At 69.8% G+C, this 10,899-nt stretch carries 13 protein-coding genes; 7 read left to right on the top strand and 6 right to left on the bottom strand.

The window, feature by feature from the left end; genetic code table 11:
* Positions 1-88: 88 nt before the first annotated feature.
* The 5 genes from DEJ43_RS19515 (at position 89) to pstB (ending at position 5,075) form a co-directional block, all read left to right on the top strand.
* A complete protein-coding gene (locus DEJ43_RS19515) occupies positions 89-751 on the top strand; it encodes a hypothetical protein (protein ID WP_015035099.1) in 663 nt (220 codons plus the stop codon).
* Positions 752-976: 225 nt separating this feature from the next.
* Entirely contained in the window at positions 977-2,119 is a 1,143-nt protein-coding gene (pstS, locus tag DEJ43_RS19510) for a phosphate ABC transporter substrate-binding protein PstS (protein WP_015035098.1), read from the top strand.
* A gap of 105 nt (positions 2,120-2,224) precedes the next feature.
* A complete protein-coding gene (gene pstC, locus DEJ43_RS19505; RefSeq protein WP_015035097.1) occupies positions 2,225-3,199 on the top strand; it encodes a phosphate ABC transporter permease subunit PstC in 975 nt (324 codons plus the stop codon).
* Positions 3,196-4,269, top strand: a complete 1,074-nt coding sequence (pstA, locus tag DEJ43_RS19500; protein ID WP_015035096.1) for a phosphate ABC transporter permease PstA — start codon at positions 3,196-3,198, stop codon at positions 4,267-4,269. Before pstC ends, pstA begins: the two co-directional genes overlap by 4 nt.
* Positions 4,270-4,298: 29 nt before the next feature.
* A complete protein-coding gene (gene pstB / locus DEJ43_RS19495) occupies positions 4,299-5,075 on the top strand; it encodes a phosphate ABC transporter ATP-binding protein PstB (RefSeq protein WP_015035095.1) in 777 nt (258 codons plus the stop codon).
* A 100-nt stretch (positions 5,076-5,175) separates the two neighbouring features.
* Here the strand turns inward: pstB and DEJ43_RS19490 are convergent, their stop codons facing one another.
* Positions 5,176-6,174 carry an inorganic phosphate transporter gene (locus DEJ43_RS19490; RefSeq protein WP_015035094.1) on the bottom strand — a complete coding sequence of 333 codons (999 nt, stop codon included), beginning with the start codon at positions 6,172-6,174 and terminating at the stop codon, positions 5,176-5,178.
* A gap of 6 nt (positions 6,175-6,180) precedes the next feature.
* Positions 6,181-6,801: a DUF47 domain-containing protein gene (locus DEJ43_RS19485; protein ID WP_015035093.1), complete on the bottom strand. Its 621-nt coding sequence runs from the start codon at positions 6,799-6,801 to the stop codon at positions 6,181-6,183.
* 192 nt (positions 6,802-6,993) lie between these two features.
* Between DEJ43_RS19485 and DEJ43_RS19480 the strand changes: the two genes are divergently transcribed.
* A complete protein-coding gene (locus tag DEJ43_RS19480; protein WP_015035092.1) occupies positions 6,994-7,347 on the top strand; it encodes a metal-sensitive transcriptional regulator in 354 nt (117 codons plus the stop codon).
* Positions 7,348-7,367: 20 nt separating this feature from the next.
* Here DEJ43_RS19480 and DEJ43_RS19475 read toward each other — a convergent pair whose 3' ends face one another.
* Both DEJ43_RS19475 and DEJ43_RS19470 read right to left on the bottom strand, forming a co-directional pair.
* A complete protein-coding gene (locus DEJ43_RS19475; protein ID WP_015035091.1) occupies positions 7,368-7,553 on the bottom strand; it encodes a hypothetical protein in 186 nt (61 codons plus the stop codon).
* 164 nt (positions 7,554-7,717) lie between these two features.
* Entirely contained in the window at positions 7,718-8,560 is an 843-nt protein-coding gene (locus DEJ43_RS19470; RefSeq protein WP_015035090.1) for an SCO4651 family lipoprotein, read from the bottom strand.
* Between the two features lie 131 nt (positions 8,561-8,691).
* On the opposite strand from DEJ43_RS19470, the gene DEJ43_RS37520 reads away from it, so the two are divergent.
* The gene (locus tag DEJ43_RS37520) at positions 8,692-8,856 is read left to right on the top strand and encodes a hypothetical protein (RefSeq protein ID WP_167537141.1); all 165 of its coding nucleotides are present in this window, start codon (positions 8,692-8,694) and stop codon (positions 8,854-8,856) included.
* 37 nt (positions 8,857-8,893) lie between these two features.
* Here DEJ43_RS37520 and DEJ43_RS19465 read toward each other — a convergent pair whose 3' ends face one another.
* A complete protein-coding gene (locus DEJ43_RS19465) occupies positions 8,894-9,616 on the bottom strand; it encodes a phosphatase PAP2 family protein (protein ID WP_015035089.1) in 723 nt (240 codons plus the stop codon).
* A 234-nt stretch (positions 9,617-9,850) separates the two neighbouring features.
* Positions 9,851-10,879 carry a C40 family peptidase gene (locus DEJ43_RS19460; RefSeq protein ID WP_015035088.1) on the bottom strand — a complete coding sequence of 343 codons (1,029 nt, stop codon included), beginning with the start codon at positions 10,877-10,879 and terminating at the stop codon, positions 9,851-9,853.
* Between the last annotated feature and the right edge of the window lie 20 nt (positions 10,880-10,899).

The raw sequence follows: 10,899 nt of genomic DNA, 5'->3' as shown, positions 1-10,899 counted from the left end.
CCGAGCACACACTGCCAAGATGATCTTCTGTAGCGACAGATCGCCGCACCGGTGATCTGGTCGGCATCGGCTCACGGGGAGTGCGGTTGTGAAGCATCACATAGGTCGGAGTGCGGCAGTTCTGGTGACGCTGGCGGCCCTCGCCACCGGCTGTGGAGGCGCCGGCTCCGACACGACGACGAAGCCGGCCACGGGCGGCAGTGCCGGAACCGGATCAGGCTCGGGCGGCTCGGCCGTCGGCAAGGCGGACTTCGGCACCGTCTTCAGGACCGAGGAGAGGTTCAAGCAGGCGTTGCCCGATCCGGCGTCGATGGCGGGGTGGACGCCGCGCAGCGCAAGCGCGGACATCGAGGAGGCGCCCGAACCAGCCGCGAGTTGCGGTGCGGACGCGGACTGGTACTGCGCCAGGATCGCGCGCGGCGAGGCGGACTACGAGGCGTTCGGCGAGGAAGCCCAGTTCGACCTCACGGCCTTCGCGGACGAGAAGGCCGCTCAGGACGCCTGCCGCAAGGAGAAGAGCTGGTCGGCCAAGTACACCAAGGCAGGGGTGGCACCGGTCGCCGGTGTCGAGAGCCACGCCTACTACCGGAACGCCGGGAGCCTGGACGGCCTCTACCTCACCCTGTGCCTGGGCACGACGGTCGCGCAGGTGACGCTGGAAGGGGAAGGCAGCTCCCTGGACCCCGCCACCGCCCATTCGCTGGCTCAGATCTTCGTCCCCCGGATCCAGAAGGCCGCCGCGGCTTCCTGAACCACGTGGGGCCTCACCCGGGCCCCACGACACCGCACCCGCCCTTCCGGCACGGTTCACTTTCCGTTCACTCTGTCCCGTCGGCCGCTTCACCTGTTCTGCCTAATTTCGGCAGTACACGGTGCACAGAGCTCAGCGACGCACCGCCCACCGACACACGCCGCCGTAGAAACGTTCGGGACACTCGGTCCGCGACAGGGCGGCTTCTGGAAGGAACACCCGAAAGTGAAGCTTTCGCGCAAGAACGGGCTTCGCGCCTCCGCGATCGGTGCCCTCGTCGTCTCCGGTGCGCTCGTCCTCTCGGCGTGTGGCTCGGACAACAACACGGAGACCCCGGCCAAGGAAAACGGCACGAAGACCTCCGCCGCCGCCTCCGACATCGCGTGTGACGGCGCCAAGGGCCAGCTCCTCGCCGCGGGCTCCAGCGCCCAGAAGAACGCGATGGACCTCTGGGTCAAGAACTTCCAGGCCGCGTGCTCCGGTGTCGAGATCAACTACCAGGCCATCGGCTCCGGCGGCGGCATCACCAAGTTCAACCAGGGCCAGGTCGCCTTCGCGGGCTCCGACTCCGCCCTGAAGGACGAAGAGGCCGCCGAGTCGGCGAAGATCTGCAAGACCGGCAAGGGCGTCAACCTGCCGATGGTCGGCGGCCCCATCGCCATCGGCTACAAGCTGGACGGCGTGGACAACCTGGTCCTGGACGCCTCCACCATCGCCAAGATCTTCGACAACAAGATCACCAAGTGGAACGACCCGGCGATCGCCAAGCTGAACCCGGGCGCCAAGCTCCCGGACAGCACGATCCAGGCCTTCCACCGCTCGGACGAGTCCGGCACCACCCAGAACCTCGGCAAGTACCTCTCGACCGCCGCCGCGGCCGACTGGAAGCACGACCCGAAGTCGAAGTCGTGGCCGGCCCAGGGCGGCCAGGCCGCCAACGGCTCCTCCGGTGTCGCCACCGCCGTGAAGGACGCCGAGGGCTCCATCGGCTACTTCGAGCTCTCCTACGCCACGGCGAACAAGATCTCGACGGTCAGCATCAACACCGGCGCCGCCGCCCCGGTCGCCGCCTCCTCGGAGAACGCGTCCAAGGCCATCGCCGCCGCCAAGGTCAAGGGCACGGGCAGCGACATGGCCCTCTCCCTCGACTACGCCACGAAGGCCGAGGGTGCCTACCCGATCGTCCTCGTCACGTACGAGATCGCCTGCGACAAGGGCAACAAGGCGGAGACCCTGCCGACCCTGAAGGCGTTCCTCAACTACACCGTGAGCGAGCAGGGCCAGAAGGTCCTCGCCGACGCCGGCTACGCCCCGCTCCCGGCCGAGATCGCCGCGAAGGTCCGCACGATCGTCCCCACCCTGTCCTGACCCCCGGCCGGGTCCGGCCCCCCGCCCGGGGGCCGGACCCGGCATCCGGTGCACCGCCGCCAGGAGCCCGTACGTCCGTAGGGGCCCCGCAGACCGGAGAAGCAGATGGCTACCACCACTCCAGACATACAAGGGAGCCGGAGCGCCAAGAGCGCCACCCGCCCCGGGGACCGCGTCTTCAGCGGCCTCTCCCGAGGATCCGGCATCACCCTCCTCGTGATCATGGCCGCGATCGCCGGCTTCCTCACCTACCGCGCGGTCCTCGCGATCTCCGACGACAGCGCGAACTTCTTCACCACCTTCGAGTGGAACCCGGCCGGCAACCCGCCGGTCTTCGGCATCGCCGTCCTCGCCTTCGGCACGGTCGTCTCCTCGATCGTCGCGATGCTCATCGCCGTGCCCGTGGCGATCGGGATCGCCCTCTTCATCTCGCACTACGCCCCGCGCAAGCTGGCCAAGCCGCTCGCGTACGTCGTCGACCTGCTCGCCGCCGTGCCCAGCATCATCTACGGCCTCTGGGGCGCGATCTTCCTCGTCCCGTACCTGGACGGCCTCAACAAGTGGCTCGACCAGTACTTCGGCTGGACGTACATCTTCGACAAGGCCACCGACGGCCCCGCCCGCAACCTCTTCACCGTGGGCATCCTGCTGGCGATCATGATCCTTCCGATCATCACCAACGTCACCCGTGAGGTCTTCCTGCAGGCCCCGAAGATGCACGAGGAAGCCGCCCTCGCCCTCGGCGCCACGCGCTGGGAGGTCATCCGCATGTCGGTGCTGCCCTTCGGCCGCTCCGGCATCATCTCCGCCTCCATGCTGGGCCTCGGCCGCGCACTCGGCGAGACCATGGCCGTCGCCGTGGTGCTCTCCCCGAGCTTCCTCCTCTCGGGCCACCTCCTCGACCCGGGCGGCGGCACGTTCGCGCAGAACATCGCCGCCAAGTTCAACGAGGCCGACGAGTTCGGACGGGACGCGCTGATCGCCTCCGGTCTCGTCCTCTTCGCCATCACCCTGCTGGTCAACGGCGCCGCCCGCTGGATCATCGGCCGCCGCAAGGAGTACTCGGGGGCAGCGGCATGAGCCACGCCATACAGGACCGTCCGGTCTCGACGGTCAAGCGCACGGGATCGCTCTCCAGCGCCCGCCTCCCCCGCTGGACCCCGGCCGCCGTCGCCGCCGGCTCCGTCGCCGCGGGCATCGGCATCGGCCTCGCCGCCGGCTGGCACAGCAAGGTCCAGTGGGGCATCCTCGCCGCCCTGATCTTCGTGCTCGTCACGTACGCGCTGACCACCAAGGTCGAGGGCAGCCGCCAGGCCAAGGACCGCGTCGCCACCAGCCTCGTCTGGGTCTGCTTCGTCCTGGCCGTCATCCCGCTGCTCTCCCTCGCGTGGGTCACCATCAGCAAGGGCATCGAGGTCCTCGACCCGTACTTCCTGGGCCACTCGATGAACGGCGTCCTCGACGCCGAGGCCGGCGGCGGCGTCTACCACGCGCTGCTCGGCACCATCGAGCAGGTCGCCATCGCGACCGTGATCGCCGCTCCGATCGGTCTCCTCACCGCCGTCTACCTCGTCGAGTACGGCGGCGGAAAGCTGGCCCAGGCCGTCACCTTCTTCGTCGACGTCATGACGGGCATCCCGTCGATCGTCGCCGGCCTCTTCATCCTCGCCACCTGGAACCTGATGCTGGGCTTCGGCCCCTCCGGTTTCGCCGGCGCGATGGCCCTCGCCATCCTGATGATGCCGGTCGTGGTCCGCTCCACCGAGGAGATGCTCAAGCTCGTCCCGAACGAGCTCCGCGAGGCCTCCCTCGCCCTCGGCATCCCCAAGTGGCGCACCATCCTGAAGGTGGTCCTCCCCACCGCGATCGGCGGCATCACCACGGGCGTCATGCTCGCGGTCGCCCGCATCACCGGTGAGACGGCCCCGGTCCTGCTCCTCGTGTTCGGTACGAAGCTCATCAACCCGAACCCCTTCGAAGGCGCCCAGTCCTCCCTGCCGCTCTACGTGTACGAGCAGTACGCGGTCGGCACCGACGCGGCCGTGTCCCGCGCCTGGGCCGCAGCGCTCGTCCTGATCGCCTTCGTCATGATCCTCAACCTGGTGGCCCGCGGCATCGCCCGCTGGAAGGCCCCCAAGACCGGCCGCTGACCGCGGCATCATTGGAAGTAGTGATTCACATGGCCAAGCGAATCGACGTCAGCGGCCTCTCCGCCTACTACGGCGCCCACAAGGCGATCGACGACATCTCGATGACCGTCGAGCCCCGCTCCGTGACGGCCTTCATCGGCCCGTCCGGCTGCGGCAAGTCCACCTTCCTGCGCACCCTGAACCGGATGCACGAGGTCACCCCCGGTGGCCGCGTCGAGGGCAAGGTACTGCTGGACGACGAGAACCTGTACGGCAGCAACGTCGACCCCGTCGCCGTGCGCCGCACGGTGGGCATGGTCTTCCAGCGCCCGAACCCCTTCCCCACCATGTCGATCTTCGACAACGTGGCGGCGGGCCTGCGGCTCAACGGCAAGTACAAGAAGTCGCAGCTCAACGACATCGTCGAGAAGTCCCTCAAGGGCGCCAACCTCTGGAACGAGGTCAAGGACCGCCTGAACAAGCCGGGCTCCGGCCTCTCCGGCGGTCAGCAGCAGCGTCTGTGCATCGCCCGCGCGATCGCGGTCGAGCCCGACGTCCTGCTGATGGACGAGCCCTGCTCGGCCCTCGACCCGATCTCGACGCTGGCGATCGAGGACCTCATCGGCGAGCTGAAGGAGCGCTTCACGATCGTCATCGTGACGCACAACATGCAGCAGGCCGCCCGCGTCTCGGACCGCACCGCCTTCTTCAACCTGGCGGCCGTCGGCCAGCCCGGCAAGCTGATCGAACTGGACGACACCGAGCGCATCTTCTCCAACCCGAGCGTCCAGGCGACCGAGGACTACATCTCCGGCCGCTTTGGGTAAGTCTCGTCTACGGTGCTGCATGGCGGTGCCACCGTTAGACGAAGGGCCCGGCTCCCCTCAGGGGAGCCGGGCCCGACCATTCAGCGCGTCCGCTGCCGCGTCAGCCGAAGAACAGCTGCACCACGTAGAAGCTTCCGGCCGCGACCAGCGCCGCCGCCGGCATGGTGATGAACCAGCCGAGGATGATGTTCTTGGCGACACCCCACCGCACCGCGTTGACCCGCTTCGTCGCGCCCACGCCCATGATCGCGGAGGTGATGACGTGCGTGGTCGAGATCGGCGCGTGGAAGAGGAACGCCGAGCCGAACATGATCGACGCGCCCGTGGTCTCCGCCGCGAACCCCTGCGGCGGGTCCAGCTCGATGATCTTGCGGCCGAGGGTCCGCATGATGCGCCAGCCACCCGCGTACGTACCCAGCGAGAGCATCACGGCGCACGCGATCTTCACCCAGACCGGGATGTCGTCGCCGGCGTCCTGCACATCGGCGATGACGAGGGCCATCACCACGATGCCCATGGTCTTCTGCGCGTCCTGCAGACCGTGGCCGAGCGCCATGCCGGCCGCCGACACGGTCTGCGCGATCCGGAAACCGCGCTTGGCCTTGTGCGGGTTGGCCTTGCGGAACATCCACATGATCGCGCACATCACCAGGTAACCGGCGACGAGGCCGACCACCGGCGAGATGAACATCGGGATGACGATCTTGTCGAGCACCCCGCCCCAGATGACCTCGGTCCCGCCGGCGAGCGCCGCGCCCACCATGCCGCCGAACAGGGCGTGCGAGGAGGAGGACGGCAGGCCGAAGTACCAGGTGACCAGGTTCCAGATGATCGCGCCGACGAGCGCGGCGAAGAGGATGCCCATCCCCTTGTCGCCGTGCGGCGTCTCGATCAGGCCCTCGCTGACGGTCTTGGCGACCCCGCTGCCCATGAAGGCACCGGCGAGGTTCATGACCGCGGCCATCGCCAGGGCCGCCCGGGGCGTCAGCGCCCGGGTCGACACCGAGGTGGCGATGGCGTTGGCCGAGTCGTGGAAGCCGTTCGTATAGGTGAAGCCGAGCGCGACACCGATGGTCACGATCAGAGCAAAGGTGTCCACGAAGCCTCAGGACTCCTTGACCGCGATGGTCTCCACCGTGTTGGCCACGTGCTCGAACGCGTCGGCCGCCTCTTCCAGCACGTCGACGATCTGCTTGAGCTTGAGCACCTCGATGGCGTCGTACTTGCCGTTGAAGAGCGTCGCGAGCAGCTTGCGGTGGATCTGGTCGGCCTGGTTCTCGAGCCGGTTGACCTCGATCCAGTACTCGGTGAGGTTGGCCATCGTCCGCAGGTTCGGCATGGCTTCGGCGGTCAGCTCCGCCGCCCGGGCCAGCACCTCGATCTGCTGCTCGACGCCCTTGGGGAGCTCCTCGACGTTGTAGAGGACGACCAGGTCGACGGCCTCCTCCATGAAGTCCATGATGTCGTCGAGGGAGGACGCGAGGTTGTAGATGTCCTCGCGGTCGAACGGCGTGATGAAGGAGGAGTTCAGCTGGTGGAAGATCGCGTGGGTGGCGTCGTCGCCGGCGTGCTCCGCTGCCCGCATCCGCTCCGCGATCTCGGCCCGGGCGGAAGGCTCCGCTCCGAGCAGTTCCATCAGGAGCTTCGAGCCCGTGACGATGTTGTCCGCGGACGCGGCGAACATGTCGTAGAAGCTCGTCTCCCTGGGGGTCAGACGAAATCGCACGTGGGGTCCTCGGGGTGCTGGGTTTCGGTCAGGCTGATGCTAGGCGCATCATCCGGCCACGGCTAACCGGCGTCTCTCAGTGTCGCCCATCAGGCACAGTGAACAGCACGGACCCCCGCCCGGATCGGCGAGGATCGGTACCATATACCCACGAGGGGTATACACCCCCTTTATGGACAGCGGGAGGACGCGATGACGACCACCGAGGCGGACCAGGTCACCCCCGAGGCCGTCCCGGCCGTCGGGCAGGCCGACCACGAGCACGGTGTGCACGGCTACCACAAGCAGAAGGACGAGCACCTCAAGCGGCTCCGCCGGATCGAGGGCCAGATCCGCGGCCTCCAGCGGATGGTCGACGAGGACGTCTACTGCATCGACATACTCACGCAGGTCTCCGCCTCGACGAAGGCCCTGCAGTCCTTCGCGCTCCAGCTCCTGGAGGAGCACCTGCGGCACTGCGTCGCGGACGCGGCGGCCACCGGCGAGGGCATCGACGCCAAGGTCGAGGAGGCCACGAAGGCCATCGCCCGCATGATGCGCACCTGACGCCGTGCCGGGCCCCGCCGTCAGCGGTCCTGTCCGGCCCGCTCCGTCGCCACTCTCAGGACCTCGTCGATCCGGTCGGCACTGAGCCGCTCCTCGTCGGCGGTGGAGGCGGCGATGATCAGCTCGCCGCAGAGTTCGATCTCCGCGAGGGCGACGCAGTCCGGGTCTGCGGGCACGGTTGCTGTACCGGGCGGGGCCACGCGCATCCACCTCTTCCTGCCGGCGTCGGTCTCCCAGCGGTCTCCCAGCGTAGGGACGGCGCCACGCACCGCGCATGACACGTCCGGACCATTTGCCGATGGTCCGTACCCGTACCCGTACGGGCCGGGCCGGCGTGCGGCGGTCGGGCCCGGCCCCGTCAGGCGTCCCGTCAGGCCTTGATCTTCCCGGCGTAGATGTCCCGGCGGTCCGGGAGCGTCACCTCGACGGGCACCCCGAAGCCGTACAGCAGGGTCGTCGACGCGACCGCGACCGTACGGCCCTGGTTGCTGAAGCTGAACTGGTGGCGCACCTTCCGCAGCCGGCCCTCCCCGTCGAGGTACGCGTCGAAGGGCACCGTGTCCTTGGCGAACCCTTTCGCCGCCGCGGCGAGCGCGCCCCGCACCTGCGGCGAGGCCAGCCGGGCGGCGTGCGCGATGTCGGCGACCCCCCGGTAGTGGCTGACTTTCACCCCCGCCAGCTCGACCTCGCCGACGTACGTGACCTGCCGCACGCCCCGCAGCAGCTCGGCCGCGGCGGCGGGGTCGGTGGCCCCGCCCGTGACGAGGTTCCCGTCGTCGAGGCCGGTGGTGTCGACCCGGACCCACTTGTCGGCGGGCACCCCGGCCCCCCGGTTCTTCATGTAGAGCGCCCCGGGGGTGAGGAGTTCGGTGATCGGCCGGTGCTCACTGGTGCCGGCCGGGTCCTTCGGCAGCACCACCTGGAGCCGGCCGGTGCGGCGCCGGAAGTCGTAGCCGCCCTCGCCCCGGATGGTGACCCGCGTCCCGCCCGAGGCCATCTCCATCGAGGTGCTCGCCTTGGACGTGCCCGCCTTCGTCAGCGCGTCCGGGGCGTTCCGTACGGCGAGGGCCGGATCGGCCGGCGGGCCCGGGTCCTCGGGGGCGGCGCACCCCGTGACCGCCGTGGTCCCGACGAGGGAGCCGACCAGGGCGACGGTGACGGCGAGCGCCCCGCTCCCGCGAGCTCCGGGACGTCCGTGCCGCTGCACCACCATCGCCTGCCAACCCCCAACGCCTCACCGCTGTTCGCCCGGGACCCGCGCTTCCCCCGCCCCACGGGCCCGGGGACACCCGATCCGGATAACGACGGTCGGGGCGTGCCGTCACGGCGCAGTACCGTGGTGGGGTGCACGCACAGGCCTCCCCTCACGCCACCACGACCACGGAGCGCGGCGCGTTCGCGCTGGCGCGCTGCAGCTGCGGCTGGACGGGCCCGGCCCGCAGATCCCGCGACCGCGCCCGTACGGACGCGGCGGACCACCTCCGTACGAACGCCCCCGCGGAGGCCTGACGGCCCCCCTGCCCGCCGACGGGGGACGGGCGGTGAACTAGGCCGCGAGGTCGTTGCGGCCGGTGTCGGAGGCGGGGCCGCCGACGCGGGGCTCGGGGATGTCGACCGCCTCGGGGCGGCGCGGCGTCTCTGCCTTCCGGGAGCGGACCAGCCAGGCACCCCGGCCGGAGCGGGCCACGGCGGAGAGCACCGGGGTCAGCAGCGCGAGGGCGAGCGGGGCGAGGAGCAGCGCCACCGCCGTACCGAGGGCGAAGCCGCCGATCACGTCGGTCGGGTAGTGGACGCCCATGTAGACCCGCGCGAAGCCCTCGGCGAGGGCGAGGCCGATGGCGGCGAGCCCGAACCTGCGGTGGGCGACGAAGACGCCGACGCCGAGCGCCATCGCCAGGGTGGCGTGATCGCTGACGAACGAGAAGTCGGTCTTCCCGTCGACGAGGACCTCGAGCCCCTGGTGGTCCCTGAAGGGCCGGGGACGCTCGACGAAGCCGCGGATGGGGATGTTCACCAGGAGGGCGATCCCGGCGGCCAGCGGAGCCCACACGAGGCCGGCGACGGCCGAGACGGAGTCGCCGAGGGTGCCGCGGCGCCGGACGCTCCACCAGCACCACAGGCAGACGAGCGCCATCCCGAGCATGATCCCGTACTCGCCGACGAATTCCATGACGCGGTCGAACCACGGCGGTGCCGACTTGGCCAGCCCGTTGATGTCGTAGAGCAGGCTGACATCGGGGTTCGAACCGTCCGATGCGAGTTCAGCCATCTGCTGAGGCCCCTTGCTCTCGTGTCTGTGTTTTCCAACCCCCGTGGTCAGAGCGGTCGGATCAGGGAACGAACCGCCTGAGGCGCACGTTCCGCTCTCTCCGGTGGATCATGACGACGTTATCGAAGAGTGACGGTTCACCGCAGCTCAGGGCCTGTGCATGACGGAGAGTTCCGGCCATGTCCGGTCCGCCCGGAACGCCCTCCCGACGGCCCGACGGACCGTCTGCTCCCCTCACGTCTGCGGGAGATGGGTCGGCAGCGCCGCCGCCCCCTCCGCGGTGACCCGCGTCGCACCGAAGTAGTCCGGGGTGTCGATCCGGTCGAAACGGATCACCGCCCCGGTGCGCGGCGCGTCGATCATGTAGCCGCCGCCGACGTAGATGCCGACGTGCCGGATCGCCCGCGAGTTGGTCAGGTCGTCCGAGAAGAAGACCAGGTCCCCGGGGAGCAGCTCCTCGCGCGAGGGGTGCGGCCCGGCGTTGTACTGGTCGTTGGCGACGCGCGGCAGCTGGATGCCGACACTGTCGTACGCGGCCTGGGTCAGCCCCGAGCAGTCGAACCGGCCGTTCTGCGCGGCCGTGCCCGTCCCGCCCCACAGGTACGGGGTGCCGAGCTTCCCCTGCGCGTAGTGGATCGCGCCCGCCGCCTGCCGGGAGGGGTCGACGCGCCCGGCGGGCCGGGCGAAGCTCTTCTCCAGGGACTTGATGATGCGCACGTAGTTCCGGGTCTCGCTGATCGGCGGCACCCCGCCGTGCTTGATCACCCGGTACGCGCCCGCGTTGTACGCCGCCAGCATGTTGCTCGCCGGATCGCCCGGCACGTCCTTCACGTAGCCGGCGAGCTCGCAGTCGTACGTGGCGGCCGAAGGGATCGCGTCCTTTGGGTCCCAGATGTCCCGGTCGCCGTCCCCGTCCCCGTCCACCCCGTGACCCGCCCAGGTGCCGGGGATGAACTGGGCGATGCCCCGGGCGTCGGCCGAGGAGACCGCCCGCGGGTTCCAGCCGCTCTCCTGGTAGAGCTGCGCGGCGAGCAGGGCCGGGTTGATGGCCGGGCAGAGGTTCCCCCAGCGCTGCACGAGCCCCTGGTAGAGCGCGGGAACCGCGCCCTTGGCGAGGGCCACCGTGCCGTTCGCCCCGCTCCCCGCGCCGCCCGCGAGACCGGCCGCCGCCGAGTACGTGCCGACGACGAGCAGAGCGACGAAGCTCAGGCAGACCCCGAAGGCCCCGCCGGCCACCAGCCACGCCTTGCCGGCCTTACGCACCGTCAACCACCCCTCGGCTC

The sequence above is a fragment of the Streptomyces venezuelae ATCC 10712 genome, from assembly GCF_008639165.1.
GTDB lineage: Bacteria > Actinomycetota > Actinomycetes > Streptomycetales > Streptomycetaceae > Streptomyces > Streptomyces venezuelae.
This window is presented reverse-complemented; position numbering and strand designations above follow the sequence as displayed.

Bases quoted from the DNA above. Each gene is read 5' to 3' on its own strand.
- pstC (WP_015035097.1), top strand. From the start codon at position 2,225: ATGGCTACCACCACTCCAGACATACAAGGGAGCCGGAGCGCCAAGAGC.
- pstA (WP_015035096.1), top strand. From the start codon at position 3,196: ATGAGCCACGCCATACAGGACCGTCCGGTCTCGACGGTCAAGCGCACG.
- pstB (WP_015035095.1), top strand. From the start codon at position 4,299: ATGGCCAAGCGAATCGACGTCAGCGGCCTCTCCGCCTACTACGGCGCC.
- DEJ43_RS19480 (WP_015035092.1), top strand. From the start codon at position 6,994: ATGACGACCACCGAGGCGGACCAGGTCACCCCCGAGGCCGTCCCGGCC.
- DEJ43_RS19475 (WP_015035091.1), bottom strand. From the start codon at position 7,553: ATGCGCGTGGCCCCGCCCGGTACAGCAACCGTGCCCGCAGACCCGGAC.
- DEJ43_RS19470 (WP_015035090.1), bottom strand. From the start codon at position 8,560: ATGGTGGTGCAGCGGCACGGACGTCCCGGAGCTCGCGGGAGCGGGGCG.
- DEJ43_RS19465 (WP_015035089.1), bottom strand. From the start codon at position 9,616: ATGGCTGAACTCGCATCGGACGGTTCGAACCCCGATGTCAGCCTGCTC.